Source organism: Achromobacter maghribensis (genome assembly GCF_057334215.1).
The window spans coordinates 46,653-66,601 of sequence record NZ_JBHFII010000041.1; the positions used below are offsets into that span (position 1 = coordinate 46,653).

Genomic DNA, 19,949 nt, shown 5'->3' on the forward strand with positions numbered 1-19,949 from the left:
CTATGTCTATCCCCATTCTCATGTACCACCAGATCGGCGAGCCCAACCCCAAGGGCACGCCGTTTCGTGGGCTGACCGTACATCCCGACAGCTTTGCCCGCCAGATGCGCTGGATGCGCCGGCTGGGTTACCGCGGCCTGTCGATGCGCGACGTCATGCCCTATGTGCGCGGCGAGCGCCAGGGCAAGGTGTTCGGCATCACATTCGACGACGGCTACCGCAACGTGCATCGCAATGCGATGCCCGTGCTCAGTGAACTGGGCTTTACCGCCACGAACTATTTCGTGGCGCATCAGTTCGATGGCGGCAATGTCTGGGACCATGAAAAAGGCATCCCGTTTTCGGCCCTGATGACCGTGCAGGAAATGCGCGAATGGGCCCAGGCGGGCAATGAGGTGGGCTCGCACACGCTGGACCACGTGCACCTGCCCCAGATGACGCCCGATGAAGCCAGGCGCCAGATCGTCGAATCCAAGGACGAACTGGAGCAGGCGCTGGGAGCGCCCGTGACGGCCTTCTGCTACCCCTACGGGGACCACGGGCAGGAACACCGCGACATGGTGCGCGAGGCCGGCTACGACAACGCCACGCTGACGCAGCGCGGTCTGGCGGCGGCGTCCGACGATCCCTTCGGGTTGCCCCGGGTGACGGTGGCGCGTTCCACCAACATCATCCGCTTCCTGCAGAAGTGCCTGACCCGGTATGAAGACACCCGCCGGCGCCGCTGAGCGGCGGCTTCGCATCGCGCTGCTGGTCGACCGCTTCGGCAATCGCTTCGGGGGCGCGGAGGCCTATGGCGTCGAGCTGATGCGCGTCCTGGGTCAGCGCCACGAAATCTCCATCGTGGCGCGCGACTTCGACAGCGACCTGCCGTTCCGTTTCCTGCCGGTGCGCTTTCCCGGCTGGCTGCCCAGCTGGATGCGCGTGCTGTACTTCGCCTGGCGGGCCGACCGGCTTACGCGGGGCAAGTTCGACATCGTGCACTCACACATGAACGGGTGGGCCGGAGAGATCCAGGTCATGCACGTGACGCCCGTGCGTTACAACCGCGTCACCCGCGTCAGGCCGCTTGCCCGGGTGACGGCCTGGCTGAGCCCGCGCCTGGCGACCTACCTGTTGCTGGAAAAGCTGCGCGTGCGCGGTGCGCCGCTGCGGCGCGTGGTGGCCGTGTCCGGCCTGATCATGGATCAGCTGCACCGCAGCTACGGCCAGCAACTGCCGGTGGACATCATCGCGCCCGGCGTGAAATTGCCGTCTGCCGAGGATGCCCTGGGCCGCGAGGCCACGCGGGCCCGCCTGGGCTGGGACGCCGGCACCATCGGCTGCCTGCTGGTGGCTCGCAATCCGCTGCGCAAAGGGTTGCCGGCCTTGCTGGATGCGCTGTCGCAGTTGCCGGCCCATTACAAGCTGCTGGTCGTGGGGGCGGACGATCCCACCCGCGACCGCGTCCGCGCCGCCAGTGGCATCGCCCACCGCATCTCGCTCGTCGATCCCACCCCGGACGTGGCGCAGTATTTCAGCGCGGCCGATATCTACGCGCATCCCACGCTGAACGACAGCTACGGCATGGCGCCACTCGAAGCCATGTCGCATGGTTTGCCGGTCGTAGTCAGTTCTCCGGCATATTGCGGTTTCGCGCAATACCTTTGCGCCGGCAAGGATGCCCTGATCCTGCAAGATCCGCGCGACGGAGCCCAGTTGGCGCAGGCGCTGGAACGGCTGGGTTCGGAACCCGAGTTGCGGGCGGCATTGACCGAACGCGGCCTGGAGATCGCGCGCGATCAAAGCTGGGAAACGGTCGCCTCAAGGTACGAGGAACTGTACGAAAAGGTGCTGGAAGCCCGCTGCTGAAAAAGCGGCCGTTCAGTGGCCCGGGGCGGTCGCTCGTTCCAGGTCCCCCAGCCACCGGATCGCGTGCTCGCGGTCGGGGCCACACATGTCGTGCTGGGGTTGCAGGCCGCCGCAGAAGTCCGGCCGCGAGGGCTGGCCGAAGATGGCGCAACGCATGTCCGGCAGCAACTGGATACAGGGCACGCCCGCCGGTTTGCCGTCAGGCATGCCCGGAATCGGCCGGGTGATCGATGGCGCGATGCAACAGGCGCCACATCCCGCCCGGCAGTCCAGCGCCGGCGCGGGCCGCGCGGCCTGGCTCACACCCATCCGCGCAGCCAATACACGAACAGGCCGGCGTATTCCTTGATGATGGAACGGCTGGCGTCAAAGGTGCGCTGGTCGGGCAGCCACAACGGCAGCGAGCCATCCGCGGGTGCCACGATCTGGGGCGGGGCGGGGGCGGCAATGGCTTCCACGCCTTGCTTGGAAAAGGCCGCCATGGCGCGCGGCATGTGCAGCGCCGACGTCACCAGCAGCACCTTGCCGATGCCACGCGACTTCAGCGTATCTTCGGTCAGGGCGGCATTTTCGTAAGTGGTGCGGCTGGCGTTTTCCAGGATCAGCGCGGTTTCAGGCACCCCCTGTTGACGGATCGCGTGCGCCATCCCGCGGGCTTCGCTGACATCACCCTCCAACGCGCCGCCCGACAGCAGCACCTTGGGGGCTCGGCCAGCCAGATAAAGGCGGGCCGCCGTATCGATGCGCACGATGGCGGTGTCCTTGTCATAGGGCAAGAACCAATTGGCCCGGCCATTGGCCGTGTTGCCGCCCAGCACCACGATCGCGTCGGCCGTTGGTGATTCCGCCGGGGGAAGATGCGGGTAGCGGTTTTCCAGTGCGCCGCCCAGCCACAGCGAAGTCACCGGAAGCGACCAAACCAGCGCCCACAGCAAACCCGTGGCGATGATGGCGCCGCCGGTCTTGCGCAGCCGGAACCAGCCTAACGCGAGACCGATGATGACTAAGGTCACGCACAGGTTGTAGGGAATGATCAGATTCGTGAGGTAGCTGGAAAAGGTCATGTCAAAACTATCCTGATTACTTCGTCCTGCCCAACAGGGTGACGGCCTGCTGTTCAACTTCTTCGACGGACGGCCACGCTTGATCCGATCCGACGCAGACCGCCTGCGGCGACCACGGGCCGGTCCGTCCCGGACGGGTCACGCCAAACAGCGCGAGTTCCCGGGCGGAAGCCGCCGCGGCAACGTGCGAGACGCCGGAATCGTTACAAATCACCAGTGCCGCCCGGGCCGTCAGCGCGGCAAACGCGCCCAGCGACAACGGCGGCAGCAACTGCGCCGTCGGTGCATTGCGCCGCGCCTCGTCGGTTTCGGCCGGAGGGGGGCACATTACCACGGTATGGCCGCGTGCCTGCAAGGCGCGGGTGAGTGTATCGAATCCCGGCCAGACCTTGATCTTGCCCTTGTGCAGGCCGGTGGCCGTGGGAGCGATCAGCACGAATCGGTCGGCGGTCAGCCCGGCGGCCTCCAGCGCCTGGCTGGCGGCCTGCTGGTGGGCGGGCGTCAGGGGCAAATCCAGGGTCGGACCCGGCTGAGCAGGGCCGGACGGCAGGCCCCAGCGGGTCAGGGCCGCGCGGGTCAGGTAATGCCACGACTGAACGGCGTGCAGCGATTCATCGGGCTTGGCGATCGGCCAGCGCAGCAGGAAGCTGCGCCCGTCGTCCCGATAGCCGGCCGATGGCAGGCCCGCCAGCCGGAAGACCAGCGCGCTGGACAGCGAATCCGGCAGCAGCAGTCCGCGGGCGCGCCGGCCCAGGGCGCCCAGGCTGCGCCGGTGGGCGCTGACGGCGGCCCGATCGGGGCCGACCTTGCCCCGCATGGGGATGAAATCCTGCTTGGCCACGCCATCCAGCAGGTCGCGGGCCCACGGGCGGGCGCAGATCACCAGGGGCAGGCCGCTGTCCTGGAGGGCGCGCAGGCTGGGCAGGCTCATGCAGACATCGCCCACCCAATTGGGTAACCGGACGTACAAGCAACTGATTTCGGACATGGGCGGGCGAGGGGAAAATGGGGCTGAAATGAGGGTGGGCGCTACAGCGCGGCGGCGCGTAGCCGGTACAATCCGGGGCACAATTGTATAAAAGCGAGTGTTCCCTTTGAATTCTGCCGCACGCAACGCACCCGCGGATTCCAACCCCGTGAAGTCTGAACTCTGGAGCCGGATCTACAGCCGCGTGGGTTCCTACTGGAAGGGCTTGCTGCTGGCTGTCCTGCTGATGGCGGGCGCGGCGGCCACGCAACCCGTCCTGGCCGTCATTATGAAGCCGTTGCTGGATGGCGGCTTTTCTGGGGCCAAACCCTATTATGTCTGGGCCTTGCCGCTGGCGGTCGTGGGATTGATCCTGTTGCGCGGGATCTGCAACTTCTTCAGTGACTATCTGCTGGCCTGGGTGGCCAACAATGTGTTGCTGGGCATGCGCCGCGACATGTTCGAACGCCTGCTTGGCCTGCCCGATTCCGATTTCAAGCGCGGCGACACCGGCCGGCTGCTCAATCGCTTCACGATCGATGCCGGCAACGTCACGGGATACGCCACCGACGTCATCACGGTGCTGGTGCGCGAAACGCTGGTGGTGCTGGCCCTGATTGGCGTGCTGCTCTACATGTCGTGGGTATTGACGCTGATCATCCTGATCATGCTGCCGGTGTCGGTGCTGATTTCGCGCTTCTTCATCAAGCGCCTGCGCCGCATCAACCGCGACACCGTCAACATGAACGCCGAGCTGACCCGCGTGGTAGGCGAAGGCATCGATGGCCAGCGTGTCATCAAGCTGTTCGATGGCTATGAAGTCGAGCGAGGCCGTTTCGATTTCGTCAGCCGCCGTCTCCGCCGCTTCGCGATGCGCACCGCCACGGCGGATGCCGCGCTGACGCCGCTGACGCAGGTCTGCATCTCGATTTCCGTCGGTGCGGTCATCGCCGTCGCGCTCAGCCAGGCCAACAGCGGCGCGCTCACCGTGGGCAGCTTCGCTTCCTTCATGGCCGCGTTGGCGCAGATTTTCGACCCCATCAAGCGCCTGACCAACGTCGCGGCGCGCATGCAGAAGATGCTGGTGTCGGCCGAAAGCGTGTTCGCGCTGATTGACCAGACGCCCGAAAACGACACGGGCACCAAGGAACTGCCGGAACCCGTGCGTGGCAAGGTGGAGTTCCGCAACGTCAAGCACCGTTTCCCCGATGCCGATCGCGACACGGTCAACGACATTTCCTTCGTCGTGGAACCCGGTCAGACCGTGGCCCTGGTGGGCCGATCAGGCAGCGGCAAGACCACGCTCGTCAACATGCTGCCGCGCTTCGTGCTGGCCGACGGCGGAACCATCCTGGTCGACGACACACCGATCAACGACCTGACCTTGCGCAGCCTGCGATCGCACCTGTCGCTGGTCAGCCAGGACGTCGTGCTGTTCGACGACACCATCGCCGCCAACGTCGGCTATGGCGCGTTGGGCAATTCCAGCGAACAGAAGGTGCGCGACGCCCTGGCGGCCGCCAACCTGCTCGAGTTCGTGGAAGGGCTTCCGCAGGGCATCAACACGCCGGTCGGCGAAAATGCCGCCCGCCTGTCGGGCGGCCAGCGCCAGCGCCTGGCGATTGCCCGGGCGCTGATCAAGAATGCGCCCATCCTGATCCTGGACGAAGCCACCTCGGCGCTCGACAACGAGTCCGAACGCCAGGTCCAGGCCTCGCTGGAACGCCTGATGAAGGGCCGCACCACGCTGGTCATCGCGCACCGCCTGTCCACCGTCCAGAACGCCGACCGCATCATCGTGCTGGATGCCGGCAAGATCGTCGAACACGGCCCCCACGCCGAACTGCTGGCCGCCAATGGCCTGTACGCCTCGCTGTACAAGATGCAGTTCCGCGACGACTGACCGAACTTCCCCCCTTCGACCGCCGCCCATCGCGGCGGTTTTTTTGTCTCCAGCTTGCCAATCCCCCGGATTGCCGGAAAATGGGGCAGGCCCCCGCCGCATAACCTGGAGCGCCACATGGCTCTGCCCATCGAAGGCAATCAACTCGTCAACGTCGTCGTCTTGCTGGGCGCGGCCGTCATCGCTGTTCCGATCTTCAAGCGGCTGGGGCTGGGCTCCGTGCTGGGATACCTGGCCGCCGGCCTGGCCATCGGTCCCTTCGGGATCGGCTTCTTTTCGGATCCCAAATCCATCCTGCACGTCGCTGAACTGGGCGTGGTGATGTTCCTGTTCATCATCGGGCTGGAAATGCAGCCCTCGCGCCTATGGAAGCTGCGGGGCGAGATCTTTGGCCTGGGAGTGGCCCAGGTGCTGACGTGCGGCGGCCTCTTGACGGTCGTCGGCCTGTTGGCCGGCCTGTCGGGCCCGGCCGCCTTCATGGCAGCGATGGGTTTCGTGCTGTCCTCCACCGCCATCGTGATGCAGATCCTGGGCGAACGCGGCGACAGCGCCACTGCGCAAGGTCAACGGATCGTCTCCATCCTGCTGCTGGAAGACCTGGCCATCGTGCCCCTGCTGGCGCTGGTCGCCTTGCTGGCCCCGGCGGGCGGCACCGAGCAAAGCGATCCGTGGCTGCAGTCCGCCATCGCAATAGGGTGCATCCTGGCCCTGTTGGCCGCAGGCCGCTGGCTGTTGAATCCGCTGTTCCGGCTGCTGGCGGCTGCCCATGCCCGGGAAGTCATGACCGCGGCCGCCCTGCTCGTCGTGCTCGGGGCCGCGCTACTGATGGAACTGGGCGGCCTTTCGATGGCGATGGGGGCTTTCCTGGCGGGTGTCCTATTGTCCGAGTCCACGTTCCGTCACCAATTAGAGGCCGAGGTCGAGCCGTTCCGCGGGATCTTGCTGGGCCTTTTTTTCCTGGGCGTTGGCATGTCGCTCGACCTGTCCGCCGTGGCCCGGGAATGGCCCCTGATCCTGGCGGCCGTGCTGGTGTTCATGCTGGTGAAATCGGTGGGTGTCTACGTGGTGGCGCGGTTGCTACGCGCGTCCCACGCTGAAGCCATGACGCGCACCGCGCTGCTCGCCCAAGGCGGCGAGTTTGCCTTCGTGCTCTATGGCGCGGCGGCTGCTGCCGGCATTTTCGATGCCCATACGGGGGCCGTGCTGACGGCCGTCGTCATTATTTCGATGGCTTTGACGCCGCTGTGCGTGCTGGCGCTACGCTGGCTACTACCCAAACCCACGCCCTCCATGGACGGCGTGGACGTCGCCAAGGATTTGGACGGCTGCGCCCTGATCGTCGGTTTTGGCCGTTTCGGGCAGATCGTCACGCAGGCGATGCTGGCCCGCGACCTGACAGTGTCCATCCTTGACACCGACACCGACGCAATCCGCGCAGCGGCCAAATGGGGGGTCAAGGTCTATTACGGCGACGGCACCCGCATCGACATGCTGCGCACCGCCGGTGCCGAACACGCTTGCGCGATCCTGATCTGCATCGACAATCCCCAGGCCGTGAATCACATGGTCAAGCTGATCAAGGCCGAATTCCCGTTGGTCCAGGTGGTCGTGCGGGCATATGACCGGATCCATTCCCTGGCGCTGGCCAAGGAAGGCGTGGATTATCAGGTGCGCGAAACCCTGGAATCCGCGCTGGTATTCGGCGAGGCCGCCTTGCGCGCCATCGGCGTGCCGGCGGACGAAGCATCACAGGTTGTTGAAGATGTCCGCAGGCGCGACACCGAGCGGTTCGACCTCGAAGTGGCGGGCGGGCTGTTTGCGGGCCGATCGCTGCTGTACGGGAACATGGTGGGCCCGGCGGATGGCAGAAATGACAAGCCCGACCGCGAAACCGCCCAGGCGGCTGCTAACCCATTGGCATGACAGCCTTATTTCGTACGCTATATTTCCGCATCTTTGCATTACTTTACGTATCATTTCACGCGCAAAACTAAAAGACTGCGGTAGTCTCATTTGCACTGACTCTTCACTGACGAAGAGCATTTGCCAGGGGGCTGCCATGCTGCAATCGGATCGTAGTTTCGCGACGCCGCACGCTGTGGGTGTTGAGCTTGCCCGGCGCCAGGCCTTGGCCTTGCAGTGCGGGTTTTCGGCCGGCGCGATGCGCCAGCTGATGTCGTCTTCTGGCGGGGCTGGGCCTGCCTGGGCGATCAACGCGCAACGCGAGACCGACAAGGTACGGGGCGTCCGCGCCTTTCCCTTCCGCATCGCCGCCACGGCGGTGTCGTAAAGGGCGACTCCGGGCGCAGAGCGTCCGGAGTTCAAGACTAAGCCATCGCCTTCCGGCGATCACCGGCGAATTTCGCCGGTAAAGCACCCGTTCCGCGGCGCGCGCTCCGCGCATTCTCGAATCCCGCAAGTAAAGCCGAGGGCCCTCCTTGATCGTGCCCCCCGAGCCCGTCGCGATCTTGCGCAGGGGGCGGGGGCCCGGCATTATCTCTCCGGACATGAAGCCCGCGCGGCAGCCACCGCGTCCGGGCCGCCATTGCGAAGGAGTGCCGCATTGAAATCCCGTGGATTTTTGCATCGCATCCTGTATGCACTGGCCGGGCTGGTCGCCATCGGCATCTGTGCCGCCGCGGTCGCGTTGCTGTGGATCGACAGGCGCCTGACGTGGGAGGCCGCCTATACCGCGGGGCACAACGTCACGAGCGTGCTGGCCGCCGACATCAGCCGTACGCTGCACCTCTACGACTTGTCGCTGCAAGGCGTGGTCGAACGCCTGCGCGAACCCGGGATCGAACACGTCAAAGGCGAAGCGCTGCGCCGTTTCCTGTTCGACCGATCGTCCTCGGCGGAATACCTGGGCGCCATCGGCGTGCTGGACGAACATGGCAACGTGCGCTACGCCTCGATGGACATCGACGAGGCAGACCGGAATTTCTCCGACTGGGACTATTTCCTGGTCCACCGTGACGCCGACGATGTCGGCATGTATGTCAGCCGCCCGTATCAGAGCCCCTTGCGCGGCGGAGACGAGAGTATCGCCATCAGCCGGCGGATTTCCCATTCCGACGGCAGTTTCGCGGGCGTCGTCGTCGGGTCGCTTCGGCTGGCGTACTTCCGTGACCGCTTCGCCACGCTGTCGATTGGCGAGCGCGACGCCATCACGGTTTTCCGCAATGACGGCGTGGTGTTGGTTCGCAATCCCTACTCGCTGTCGGACATGGGCCGCGAAGTCGATTTCCCGCAGGACTTCCAGCAATTTCTGATCCGTCGCGAGGGCGCATTCGTTGGCACGTTGTCGCCGGATGGCGTCAAGCGCTTGTACACGTTCGAGCCAATAGAAGATACGCCGTTGGTGATTAACGTGGCGCAGGCCGTGGACGATATCCTCGAGCCCTGGGCCAGGCGCGCCGCATTGGTCGTGCCCGTCACACTGGCGTTGTTCCTGTCGGTCATCGCGCAGATCGTGCTGTTCCGGCGAGAGATGCGCTTAAGGCGCGCTTTCGAGGCGCAACTTGAAAGGCAAGCGCAGACGGACGGCCTGACCGGCATTTCCAACCGGCGTGCGTTTGACGAGGCGCTCGCTCGCGAGTGGCAGGCCGCCCGGCGCGACGGTCATCCGCTCTCGTTGCTGTTCCTGGATGCGGACCGGTTCAAACGCTTTAACGACCGCTACGGCCATCAGGAAGGCGACGAATTGCTGAAGACGATGGCGGCGATACTGAAAAAAAATGCCCGCCGTCCGCGCGATCTGGCGGCGCGCTACGGGGGCGAAGAATTCGTGGTGCTGTTGCCTGATACCAGCGGTCAGCGCGCAATAGACATTGCCGAAACCATCCGGCGCGCCATGCTGGAATCAGGCGTCCCGCACCCGGACAACGACGGCGGGGTCGTCACGGTCAGCATCGGTGTTGCTACCGTGCTCCCCAAGGCGGGCGATGAATCGTCCGCCTTGGTCGAAGCCGCCGACGCTGCCGTCTACCAGGCCAAGAAAGCCGGTCGAAACCGGGTGGTCGCGCTGTAGCAGCCCGACCCGGGGGCGATCAGCGGCCCAGCATCACCGCTTGCATCCGCGTCTGCGCCTGTTGCAGGTTCTTAGCCTGGGCGTTCAGGTCTTGCAGCAGTTGGTTCAACTCGGCTTGCACTGCCGGATCCTGCACCTTGACCACGGGGCCCGAAATCTCGATCTGCGCCTTGTGGGCCTGGACGTAATCAGCGATCTTCAGGCTGCTGTCGAACGTGGCGTTCAGCTGGGGCAATACATCGCGGAACGTATCGGCCGGCAGGCTCACGGTCTTGTCATAGGCCTTGTCGTACACGGCTTTCAGGTCATCGGGCTGCTTGAGCTGCGCGCGTGCGGCATCCGCCTTCGATTTCTGCGCTTTCAATGCCTCGCCCATGTCGTTCAGCGACGTCTGCACACCCTTCAGGTCGTCGCGGCGCGCCACGATATCGCTCAACGAACGCACGGCGCCCTTCTGCATGATGCTGGACAGCGGCTTGACCGATGCATCCATGCCGGAATTGAAATCGGTGATCACGGCGTAGTGCGCCGCGTAATCGCCAAAAGACTTCTTTTCTTCATCCGTCAATGCGGGCACGCGCACGCCGGGCTTATCGACGATGCGGGTTTGCAGGTACTGCGTGAACGCGGCGCGCTGCTCGGGCTCCTTGTCGCCGCAGGCGGCCAGCACCAGCGGCAACGCCGCGACCAGCAACAGGAACGGACGGAATAGGGACTTCATTGCATTGACCTCCGAAAGCATAAGAAAAAGGCGCGAGGCAGGGTAGACCCCGCAAAGCGCCCGCAGCTTATCGGCTGCATTCTATTGCCGCCATCGGTTTCAAACTTCATTTCAATCGAATTGTTAAGTCACACAATCCATACAGGTTGGGTTGAAAAGAACGTTGCGACCTGCTAGTGCGTGAAGACAGCGGCGGCCTGGCCGACAAACTGGTGCGCCGATATCCCCAAAACAAATCCGCCAAGAATGCAGCCGGCTGCGATAAGGATTAGGAATATCCCCGCCAAGAGAACGAAAGCTGACCGCGCCTTCGTGACTTGCAGCGAATAGTCTGCCGGCAGCGCCGACTTTCGGATCGGCAAAAGCGCGGAGAGCGCCAGCTCGACCTTGGACACGCTCGCGCCTTCCCCAAAGGCGATCGTGTAATCCCCGGCGGGGGCGAAGAATCGGAACAGTTCCATCCGGCCCGTCATTCCGTTATTGACGCTGGGCCGCATCCAGGAAGCACGCAATCGCAAGGGACGGCCCGACGGGCTCGATCGTACTTCCGGGCGAAATTCGCCGACGGGCGTCCTGGCAAGCAACGGTGCCTTCTGCCAGATGGCGTAGGTGCCCGCCGTGGTAATCGAAAATGGGGCTTCTTTTTGCGTATAAGGCAGCTCGGCGACGATCTCCTCCGTGAACACGCCACGGATCAGCTTTATCGCGAACACCAGAAGGGGGATGCCAGCCAGGCTTAAGCCGAACAGCAGAACTCGGGCAAGCGTCAGATCCATGTCTTCAGGGAAAGGCGGCGCGTCAGGACGGAAAACTAAACCAGGATGATGTCGTATTGCCCGGGAGTAAAAGGGTAGGGCCTTTATTCATGCGGGTTTGCGGGGCGTTCTAGTTGTTGATTCTGCCCCTGGCTACCCATTTAGCTACCCATTGGCAGGGTGCTGGCCTCGTCGTCGTTGCCGGCCGGAACCATGCGCGCCAGCATAGCATTGACCGATGCGGCCGTTATGCCCACCGATCGGGTGTTCCCGATCTTCCCCTTGACCAGTTCGCAGCGATTGCACGTCCGATAGACGGGAGCGAGGCGACCGTTGCGTTCAGTTGCCTGTATGCAATCCATGAGGCTGTCGACCAGTTGATGCATGCCGGCCAAGGTGAGCGGCGCGCTAGAGGTGTTCCGTGGGTCAGGCGGCCTATGTCGATGGCGAGGCGCGCCTTGTCGCCGCATACGCCGTCGTGCTGAGGGTTCCCGCACCGCTGGGGCCTGCGGGCGCAATGAGCGGAATTGTGACATTTACGGCGGTACGCATGGTCGGACTCTCTTTAGTGAGGCCCGTTCGGCAAGGAGCAGAGCGTCAGATAGGCTGGTTCCCGCCGCCGGGAGCAATCCAATGTCGGCAGCTTCGGCGAAGGCCCAATTCCGACGCGCATATGAGGGTTGCTCACCGAACCGCGACGCGATAACGGAGGTTACGTGCAAGCCGCCGTCCTAGGTTACAATATGCATCTGGAATTATCAAATTTCCTGGATAGCGCCGACGATATGCCGGGCCTGATTTGTATTCGGCGTTTTCACAGTGAGGCGCTGCAACAGTGGGCGGGCAGAGGGCCAATATCTCACGCGGAGACAGATTTCAATAATGTGAATCCTGACTTTCAAGGAAAGGTCTGAATAACGCCATCCAGGAAAAATCAAAATAAATCAAATCAATGGGTTGTAGCACGAGTTTTGCTGAAATATGGGCTCATTCAGACCTTCTCAGGCCTGGTTCGTCAATCGCGGGTTAGTTGCATGGTGTCATGGATAATATGGGCAATACTGCATCGGGCAGTTTTTTGGTCAAGATCGCTGTCGTTATTCCGTCTTACAAGGTAACGAAGCACATCCTGGATGTTATTGCGGCCATAGGTGAGGAAGTCCATCGAATCTACATCGTCGACGACTGTTGCCCCGATAGGTCGGGGGAATTCGTGGAACAGCATTGTTCCGACAGCCGCGTAGTCGTACTGCGCAACGAAACGAATCAGGGCGTCGGCGGCGCAATGATGGCCGGCTATAAGGCTGCAATTGAAGACGGCATGGACATCATTGTCAAGATTGACGGCGACGGCCAAATGGACCCGGCCCTCTTGCAGGCGTTTGTGTCCCCCATTGTCTCGGGGGAAGCCGATTATTCCAAGGGAAACCGTTTCTTCGATCTTGAAAGTGTTCGAACGATGCCCAAGCGGCGCTTGTTCGGCAACGCCGCGCTGTCATTCATGACGAAGCTCTCGTCGGGGTATTGGAATCTGTTCGATCCGACCAATGGCTACACCGCCATCCATGCAAGTGTGGCCAAGTATCTTCCTTTCGAGAAAATTAGCAATCGATATTTTTTTGAAACCGACATGCTGTTTCGGCTCAACACGCTTGGCGCGGTGGTAGTGGATGTGCCGATGGTGGCCAAGTATGCCGATGAAGTTAGCAACCTGAAGATCACCAAGATAATGGGCGAATTCCTGGTCAAGCATGTCCGGAATTTCTTCAAGCGCCTTTGCTACAACTATTACCTGCGCGGTATGTCCTTGGCGTCCATCGAATTGCCGTTAGGAGTACTTCTGGTGTTGTGCGGTGCTTTTTTCGGCGCTGGCCATTGGATAGAGTCGGCGCAGACAGGCGTCTCGACTGCGGCGGGTACCGTCATGATATCCGCGGTGCCAATAATACTTGGCGTGCAATTCATTCTTTCATTCATTGGCTACGATATCGCATCGGTTCCGACGAGGCCGTTTCATAGAACAAAACTTAAATGACGTATTTACTCGCAATCGCTTGTGTGATCGGGATCGCCATCGGTCAACTGCTATTCAAATTTGGTGCGACGACTCTAAAGAACAGCGGCTCGGTGTTCGACCCCAAGACTTTCATGGTCCTTTCCTTTGCCCTGGGGCTTTACGGATTCGTGACCATTTTGTGGATTTATGTCTTGCAACGGCTGGAGCTCGGAAAAGTCTATCCCTTGATGGCGCTGGCTTTTGTGCTTGTTCCCATAGGTAGCTATTTCCTGTTTGGTGAGAAATTCCAGACCCAATATTTTGTCGGACTGTTCCTGGTCGTGTCCGGAATCATTGTTATAGCCAAGGCGTAAGGCGGCACGGACGCGCCTCGGATAAGACGATATGTTGATCTTGCTTTCCTCGTTGGGCTTCTTGACCTTTTTTGTGCTGCGCCTGCGCATCAAGCTGTCCATTGCGATTTACTTGCATGTTGCGTTGACCGTGCTGTGGCTGTACTGCGCCGGCCTTGCCGGACTGTTGCGCGCCGGGGCGATCATGTCTGTTTTGGCGGGAGGGGGGCTGCTGGTGTACAGCTTGCTTTGGCTCTTCAGGCGGCGCACGGCGCCCGTGCCGCTGGAGTGGAGCGCGGGGAAGCTCTGCCAGTTGCTTTACCTTCTGCCCTTCGTATTTTTCATCTCCTTCGTGCCAGTGGATTTCAAGCTCACGGGGTGGGATGAATTCTCTTTCTGGGGGCTGGGGGCGAAAGTCATCCACGCCACCCATTCACTGTATTTGCAAGATTCGCCGATTGTTGATATTTTCAAGGGGTATCCACCCGCTCAGCAGCTGTTTCAATATTATTATCTGTTCCTAGGTCCATGGTCCGAAAGCGGGCTCGTGTCGGCTCAGATCATATTCATGCTGTCGGCGCTTGCCTGCGTGATAGGCGCTTTTCATGCACGTGCTTCTGTTCTCGAGGTCCTGACCTTTTTTTCGGCGTGCGCAATCCCCTACTTCTTTGGCTTCGACTATAAGCACATATTCGTCGACCCGTTGCTGGCGCTCGTGTTCGCGGCAAGCATTGCTCTGGCGGCGACGGCCAGGGGCATCAGAGGGGCTGTCCTCGTAGCGATCAGCCTTGCTCTGCTGGTGCTGATAAAGCAGATCGGCCTGATATTGGCGCTGCTTGTCATCGCTACCCACTTTTTCTCGTCCATTCTTCAAACCGCCGAAATCAGTGTTTCCGCAAGATTCAAGCGCGCCATTGCCCAGGTGATTCCTGGCAGTCTTGCAACGCTTTTGGCTTTTGGCTCGTGGCACTGGTATTCGAAGATGATAGGCGCTGGCGTGTCCTATCCCATACCCACGCTGAACTCACTGTTCGAGAATCCCCTGTTGGGCCGAATCGGAAGGACGGCGCTCGAATTCATCCAGCGGTTTCAATCAGAGAACTTTGGGCTTTACCCCGGCGCGTGGAAGATCGTGCTGCTGATGTCTCCCCTGAGTGTGATGCTCTGGCTGATGATGCTCAGTGTGATCTGCATCCTGATTAGCCAGCGAAATGAGATCCTGCCTCGGGTCGCGGCGTTCGCGCTGCTTTCCGCAGGGGCGGTGGGCTACCTGTCGTTTCTCCTGCTTTCGTATCTGCTGTTTTTTTCGGAGTACGAAGGCATACGGCTGGCATCCTTCGAACGGTATGCGGGAACCTACTTCCTTGCTTGGGCCCTGATCATATTTGGGGCCTATTCGGGGGCTGTCGACGCATTCAAGATCAAATGGCTGCGCCCGGTTCTTGCCCTCCCCGTACTGGCGGGGTTGCTGTGCTTGCCGATTGAATTATTCGTTCCGCCAGTATCGTCGCCCCAGACCGAGAAGGTTCTGGAGCAGCGCAAGCGGGTTGATGCCTTGGCTGAGCGCGTCAAGAAGCATGCTGCGAAGGGGGAAAAGGTCTATTTCATCGACCAGAATTCCACTGGCTTCGAGAAGTACATGTTCAGCTACAGCGTTAGTCCGTTGGAGACCCAATGGTGGTGCTGGTCCGTGGGCGAGAAATACAATAAGGACGACGTTTGGACGTGCAGGGAAGATCTGCGAAAACTGCTTGAGGGCTACTCGTTTGTCGTCCTATATAACGCTGACGAGCAATTCTGGAGATCCAATTCCGATCTCTTCCCCTTGGATGCCCGAGGGCGGGCATCTGGAGTTTTCAGGGTCGACCACAGGGATGCGCTGCTTGTCTTGACCCCGGTCCAATAGCTGGAAATGTTGGGTCTGTAGGTGGCAGCGAGCGTTACCTCGCCCTTTTTCAATAGCAGCCGAGGCTGCACATATTCGCTGTTGCCTTGTCCACCTTGGCGGCGAACGAGACCACGCCAACGAACCGCTCGGACATTGTGGAAGCGATTCGGATGGCGCTGACTTCGCTGCTGGCGCGCCAGCCTTGTCCAGACCATCGGCTTTTGTCATGGCACTGGTCGGCTCCCCGCGCTGGCAATGGCTTTCCCCGACGTCTTGGTCTTGAAGGTGACCTTGAGCTTGCGGAAGAAGTCGATCACGTCGTCGGGCTCGACTTTTTCTGCGGGCCGCGTCCACCATTCCTTCTGGACCCGCATTTTGCGAGATAGGAGGATAAGCTCGTGAGAAGCTCAGATCATCACACTAGAATGATGTCGTACTTTTCCTGGGAATACGTGCTTTCCACTTCCAGCGACACGCGCTTGCCCACGAAGTCGCCCAGCATCGCCAGGTGCTGACTTTCCTCTTCCAGGAACAGGTCCACCACGTCTTGCGAGGCCAGGATGCGAAACTCTTTGGGATTGAACTGGCGCGCCTCGCGCAGGATTTCTCGCAGGATTTCATAGCAAACGGTGCGCGGCGTGCGCACGTTGCCACGCGATTCGCACATGGGGCAGGGCTCGCACAACTGATGCGCCAGTGAATCACGCGTGCGCTTGCGTGTCATCTCCACCAGGCCCAATTGTGTGAAGCCATTGACGGTCATGCGGGTGCGGTCGCGCGACAGGGCTTTCTTTAGCTCGGCCAGCACGGTATCGCGGTGCTCCTGTTCCTCCATGTCAATGAAGTCCAGAATGACGATGCCGCCCAGGTTGCGCAGCCGAAGCTGGCGGGCGATGGCTTGCGCGGCCTCCAGGTTCGTCTTGAAAATAGTGTCGTCGAAATTGCGGCCGCCCACGAAGCCGCCGGTGTTGACGTCCACCGTGGTCAGCGCTTCGGTCTGATCAATGATCAGGTAGCCACCGGATTTCAAGTCCACCCGGCGCGACAGCGCTCGCGCGATCTCGTCATCCACGTTGGCGGTATCGAACAGGGGGCGCTCGCCGCTGTAGTGCTGGATGCGGTCCACCACCGATGGCGTGTAAACGCGCGCCCACTCCAGCATGGCCGCGCTGGTCGTGCGCGAATCCACCAGAATAGTGCCGGTGCTCGGGCCCACCATATCGCGCAGCACGCGTTGCGCCAGCGTCAGGTCCTGATGAAGCAGGGCGGGGGCGGGCTTGGTGCGGGCCGCGGCCTGGACGCTGGTCCACAGCTTGCGCAGATACTCCAGGTCGGCCGTCAGTTCCTCGTCGTTGGCGCCCTCTGCCTGGGTGCGGACGATGAAACCGCCTTTTTCCTCGGCCGGCATCAGGGCCTGCACACGCTCGCGCAGCTGGATGCGCTCCGACTCGGAATCGATCTTCTGCGAAATGCCGATGTGTGGATCATGCGGCAGGTATACCAGCATCCGCCCGGCCATGCTGATCTGGGTCGACAGCCTCGCGCCTTTGGTGCCCAAGGGGTCCTTGACCACCTGGACCATGATGGTCTGTCCCTCGAATAGCAGCTTCTCGATGGGCGTGGGCGTCAAACCCTGGCTACGCTCCCCCCGGTTCTCGCGCAGATCGGCGATATGGATGAAAGCGGCGCGTTCCAGCCCGATATCAATAAAGGCGCTTTGCATGCCGGGCAGCACTCTGACCACTCGCCCCAGGTAAATATTGCCAACATGGCCCCGCTGGATGCTGCGTTCTACGTGCAGCTCCTGTACGGACCCCAATTCCACCAGCGCGACGCGGGTTTCAAAGGGGGTGACGTTGATCAGGATATCTTCGCGCAGGGCGATGGCTGGGGGCATAGCGTGTTCGTCTCCAATTAGGTACGGCGTACAGGCGAATAGTAAACGTACCCCAAGGGTAGGCAAGCCGGGCAGGGCAACTATATATAGAGGGAGCGGAAAAACCGCCCTTCTATATAGAGCCAGGCATAGGGAAGGCGTGCGGAGGGATGGGGCGATGCCTGCTCCATGCATGGCGCAGCAACTTTCTGGCTTTCGGCGCATGACAGCCCAAAAAGTTGTGCTATAGTCTCGCTCCTTCGCAGTTCAGACAGTTTTTGAACGGCGGGGCCAAGCAAGCACAACAGGCAAAGCAGGGCATCCGGGGCAACCCAACGGACACTCAGCCAAACCTGCCGCGATGGGTTCAGAAATGAGCGCCAGGCGGTTATTGCAAGGATTGCAGCAAATCAGGCAAAAGCCAGTTGCGAAATCTGCAAAAATCGTGCTATAGTTTTGGGCTTGGCTGGTGATGATGATTTAGGGTTTACCCGGATCTAGTTGCTAGCCACCTGAGGTCGTAACCAACCCCTGATTCAGGGCTGCCGCGAAAGTGGCGGGGTTGCAAGATAGGATGCAAGTCAGGCAAAAGCCGGTTGCATAATCTGCAAAAGTTGTGTTATAGTTTCAGGCTTGGCAGTTGCCGAAAACTTAGGGTTAACCCTGATATTTCGATAGCTGCTAAAGAGAGGGTGGGCCTGAAGAGGTCGCAGGCAAGAAAGCGGGGCGCGAAAGCGAACAAGGCTGACTTGACAGGCGATAAAAACTCCTTCATAATCTCGCCTCTCTGCTGCTGAAAACAGCAAGCGACGCAAGGCAAAAGCCGAGCGAAGCGGGTGGGTTCAGCAAGGTAGCAGTAAAGAATTTAGCAGTATCGCTCTTTAACAATTAAACAACCGATAAGTGTGGGCGCTTGATGCGATGCACTGTGATGAGGTTAGGCGTTAAACCCTGGCTTCTTCACAAGCACAATGAAATCAAGTGCTCACTAGAAGTGAAGTACCTTAGACGTCAAGTTTAAGAACATACCTCACTTCCTTTGAGTAGCGACGTATGACCTGGTTCGGATTTATTCGGACCAAGAATACGAAACAAATACAGAGATTAAACTGAAGAGTTTGATCCTGGCTCAGATTGAACGCTAGCGGGATGCCTTACACATGCAAGTCGAACGGCAGCACGGACTTCGGTCTGGTGGCGAGTGGCGAACGGGTGAGTAATGTATCGGAACGTGCCTAGTAGCGGGGGATAACTACGCGAAAGCGTAGCTAATACCGCATACGCCCTACGGGGGAAAGCAGGGGATCGCAAGACCTTGCACTATTAGAGCGGCCGATATCGGATTAGCTAGTTGGTGGGGTAACGGCTCACCAAGGCGACGATCCGTAGCTGGTTTGAGAGGACGACCAGCCACACTGGGACTGAGACACGGCCCAGACTCCTACGGGAGGCAGCAGTGGGGAATTTTGGACAATGGGGGAAACCCTGATCCAGCCATCCCGCGTGTGCGATGAAGGCCTTCGGGTTGTAAAGCACTTTTGGCAGGAAAGAAACGTCATGGGCTAATACCCCGTGAAACTGACGGTACCTGCAGAATAAGCACCGGCTAACTACGTGCCAGCAGCCGCGGTAATACGTAGGGTGCAAGCGTTAATCGGAATTACTGGGCGTAAAGCGTGCGCAGGCGGTTCGGAAAGAAAGATGTGAAATCCCAGAGCTTAACTTTGGAACTGCATTTTTAACTACCGGGCTAGAGTGTGTCAGAGGGAGGTGGAATTCCGCGTGTAGCAGTGAAATGCGTAGATATGCGGAGGAACACCGATGGCGAAGGCAGCCTCCTGGGATAACACTGACGCTCATGCACGAAAGCGTGGGGAGCAAACAGGATTAGATACCCTGGTAGTCCACGCCCTAAACGATGTCAACTAGCTGTTGGGGCCTTCGGGCCTTAGTAGCGCAGCTAACGCGTGAAGTTGACCGCCTGGGGAGTACGGTCGCAAGATTAAAACTCAAAGGAATTGACGGGGACCCGCACAAGCGGTGGATGATGTGGATTAATTCGATGCAACGCGAAAAACCTTACCTACCCTTGACATGTCTGGAATTCCGAAGAGATTTGGAAGTGCTCGCAAGAGAACCGGAACACAGGTGCTGCATGGCTGTCGTCAGCTCGTGTCGTGAGATGTTGGGTTAAGTCCCGCAACGAGCGCAACCCTTGTCATTAGTTGCTACGAAAGGGCACTCTAATGAGACTGCCGGTGACAAACCGGAGGAAGGTGGGGATGACGTCAAGTCCTCATGGCCCTTATGGGTAGGGCTTCACACGTCATACAATGGTCGGGACAGAGGGTCGCCAACCCGCGAGGGGGAGCCAATCCCAGAAACCCGATCGTAGTCCGGATCGCAGTCTGCAACTCGACTGCGTGAAGTCGGAATCGCTAGTAATCGCGGATCAGCATGTCGCGGTGAATACGTTCCCGGGTCTTGTACACACCGCCCGTCACACCATGGGAGTGGGTTTTACCAGAAGTAGTTAGCCTAACCG

General features: G+C 60.7%; 15 protein-coding genes and 1 rRNA gene. 10 read left to right on the plus strand and 6 right to left on the minus strand.

All coding sequences use genetic code 11. The features are described 5' to 3' along the window. Positions 1–2: 2 nt before the first annotated feature. On the plus strand, positions 3–728 hold the full coding sequence (locus ACE039_RS16965) for a polysaccharide deacetylase family protein (protein ID WP_485822884.1): 726 nt from the start codon (positions 3–5) through the stop codon (positions 726–728). Next, positions 703–1,851 (plus strand): glycosyltransferase family 4 protein, encoded by a 1,149-nt coding sequence (locus tag ACE039_RS16970; protein ID WP_310032343.1) that lies wholly within the window; start codon positions 703–705, stop codon positions 1,849–1,851. Before ACE039_RS16965 ends, ACE039_RS16970 begins: the two co-directional genes overlap by 26 nt. Positions 1,852–1,863: 12 nt before the next feature. Here the strand turns inward: ACE039_RS16970 and ACE039_RS16975 are convergent, their stop codons facing one another. Genes ACE039_RS16975 through ACE039_RS16985 form a run of 3 tightly spaced genes read right to left on the minus strand, consistent with a single transcriptional unit; the run spans position 1,864 to position 3,903 of the window. After that, a complete protein-coding gene (locus ACE039_RS16975; RefSeq protein WP_485822885.1) occupies positions 1,864–2,160 on the minus strand; it encodes a YkgJ family cysteine cluster protein in 297 nt (98 codons plus the stop codon). Then, positions 2,151–2,915, minus strand: a complete 765-nt coding sequence (locus tag ACE039_RS16980; protein WP_105558542.1) for a YdcF family protein — start codon at positions 2,913–2,915, stop codon at positions 2,151–2,153. Before ACE039_RS16980 ends, ACE039_RS16975 begins: the two co-directional genes overlap by 10 nt. Positions 2,916–2,931: 16 nt before the next feature. Continuing rightward, on the minus strand, positions 2,932–3,903 hold the full coding sequence (locus ACE039_RS16985; RefSeq protein WP_485822886.1) for a glycosyltransferase family 9 protein: 972 nt from the start codon (positions 3,901–3,903) through the stop codon (positions 2,932–2,934). Between the two features lie 106 nt (positions 3,904–4,009). Between ACE039_RS16985 and msbA the strand changes: the two genes are divergently transcribed. The 4 genes from msbA (at position 4,010) to ACE039_RS17005 (ending at position 9,815) form a co-directional block, all read left to right on the plus strand. Next, a complete protein-coding gene (gene msbA, locus ACE039_RS16990) occupies positions 4,010–5,785 on the plus strand; it encodes a lipid A export permease/ATP-binding protein MsbA (RefSeq protein WP_105558544.1) in 1,776 nt (591 codons plus the stop codon). A 117-nt stretch (positions 5,786–5,902) separates the two neighbouring features. After that, the gene (locus tag ACE039_RS16995) at positions 5,903–7,708 is read left to right on the plus strand and encodes a monovalent cation:proton antiporter-2 (CPA2) family protein (RefSeq protein WP_485811874.1); all 1,806 of its coding nucleotides are present in this window, start codon (positions 5,903–5,905) and stop codon (positions 7,706–7,708) included. Between the two features lie 136 nt (positions 7,709–7,844). Next, a complete protein-coding gene (locus ACE039_RS17000; RefSeq protein WP_105558546.1) occupies positions 7,845–8,075 on the plus strand; it encodes a hypothetical protein in 231 nt (76 codons plus the stop codon). 273 nt (positions 8,076–8,348) lie between these two features. Further along, positions 8,349–9,815: a sensor domain-containing diguanylate cyclase gene (locus tag ACE039_RS17005; protein WP_485822887.1), complete on the plus strand. Its 1,467-nt coding sequence runs from the start codon at positions 8,349–8,351 to the stop codon at positions 9,813–9,815. Positions 9,816–9,834: 19 nt separating this feature from the next. Here ACE039_RS17005 and ACE039_RS17010 read toward each other — a convergent pair whose 3' ends face one another. Continuing rightward, a complete protein-coding gene (locus ACE039_RS17010; protein ID WP_310032325.1) occupies positions 9,835–10,536 on the minus strand; it encodes a DUF3053 domain-containing protein in 702 nt (233 codons plus the stop codon). Between the two features lie 173 nt (positions 10,537–10,709). After that, positions 10,710–11,312 carry a hypothetical protein gene (locus ACE039_RS17015; protein ID WP_448709856.1) on the minus strand — a complete coding sequence of 201 codons (603 nt, stop codon included), beginning with the start codon at positions 11,310–11,312 and terminating at the stop codon, positions 10,710–10,712. A 1,021-nt stretch (positions 11,313–12,333) separates the two neighbouring features. On the opposite strand from ACE039_RS17015, the gene ACE039_RS17020 reads away from it, so the two are divergent. The 3 genes from ACE039_RS17020 to ACE039_RS17030 are packed head-to-tail and all read left to right on the plus strand — an operon-like array spanning position 12,334 to position 15,546. Then, entirely contained in the window at positions 12,334–13,326 is a 993-nt protein-coding gene (locus ACE039_RS17020) for a glycosyltransferase family 2 protein (protein WP_485822888.1), read from the plus strand. Continuing rightward, the gene (locus tag ACE039_RS17025; protein ID WP_485811877.1) at positions 13,323–13,661 is read left to right on the plus strand and encodes a DMT family transporter; all 339 of its coding nucleotides are present in this window, start codon (positions 13,323–13,325) and stop codon (positions 13,659–13,661) included. Before ACE039_RS17020 ends, ACE039_RS17025 begins: the two co-directional genes overlap by 4 nt. Positions 13,662–13,692: 31 nt before the next feature. After that, positions 13,693–15,546, plus strand: coding sequence for a hypothetical protein (locus tag ACE039_RS17030; RefSeq protein WP_485822889.1), 1,854 nt, complete (start codon positions 13,693–13,695; stop codon positions 15,544–15,546). 397 nt (positions 15,547–15,943) lie between these two features. Here ACE039_RS17030 and rng read toward each other — a convergent pair whose 3' ends face one another. After that, entirely contained in the window at positions 15,944–17,407 is a 1,464-nt protein-coding gene (gene rng / locus ACE039_RS17035; RefSeq protein ID WP_485811879.1) for a ribonuclease G, read from the minus strand. A 1,103-nt stretch (positions 17,408–18,510) separates the two neighbouring features. Between rng and ACE039_RS17040 the strand changes: the two genes are divergently transcribed. Then, positions 18,511–19,949, plus strand: a 16S ribosomal RNA gene (locus ACE039_RS17040); the annotation flags it as partial.

Excerpts from the sequence above, each read along its gene's own strand:
- ACE039_RS17030 (WP_485822889.1), top strand. The coding sequence starts at position 13,693 with ATGTTGATCTTGCTTTCCTCGTTGGGCTTCTTGACCTTTTTTGTGCTG.
- ACE039_RS17025 (WP_485811877.1), top strand. The coding sequence starts at position 13,323 with ATGACGTATTTACTCGCAATCGCTTGTGTGATCGGGATCGCCATCGGT.
- ACE039_RS17000 (WP_105558546.1), top strand. The coding sequence starts at position 7,845 with ATGCTGCAATCGGATCGTAGTTTCGCGACGCCGCACGCTGTGGGTGTT.
- ACE039_RS16995 (WP_485811874.1), top strand. The coding sequence starts at position 5,903 with ATGGCTCTGCCCATCGAAGGCAATCAACTCGTCAACGTCGTCGTCTTG.
- ACE039_RS16975 (WP_485822885.1), bottom strand. The coding sequence starts at position 2,160 with ATGGGTGTGAGCCAGGCCGCGCGGCCCGCGCCGGCGCTGGACTGCCGG.
- ACE039_RS17015 (WP_448709856.1), bottom strand. The coding sequence starts at position 11,312 with ATGGATCTGACGCTTGCCCGAGTTCTGCTGTTCGGCTTAAGCCTGGCT.
- ACE039_RS16965 (WP_485822884.1), top strand. The coding sequence starts at position 3 with ATGTCTATCCCCATTCTCATGTACCACCAGATCGGCGAGCCCAACCCC.
- ACE039_RS17020 (WP_485822888.1), top strand. The coding sequence starts at position 12,334 with ATGGATAATATGGGCAATACTGCATCGGGCAGTTTTTTGGTCAAGATC.
- ACE039_RS16970 (WP_310032343.1), top strand. The coding sequence starts at position 703 with ATGAAGACACCCGCCGGCGCCGCTGAGCGGCGGCTTCGCATCGCGCTG.
- ACE039_RS16985 (WP_485822886.1), bottom strand. The coding sequence starts at position 3,903 with ATGTCCGAAATCAGTTGCTTGTACGTCCGGTTACCCAATTGGGTGGGC.
- ACE039_RS16980 (WP_105558542.1), bottom strand. The coding sequence starts at position 2,915 with ATGACCTTTTCCAGCTACCTCACGAATCTGATCATTCCCTACAACCTG.
- ACE039_RS17010 (WP_310032325.1), bottom strand. The coding sequence starts at position 10,536 with ATGAAGTCCCTATTCCGTCCGTTCCTGTTGCTGGTCGCGGCGTTGCCG.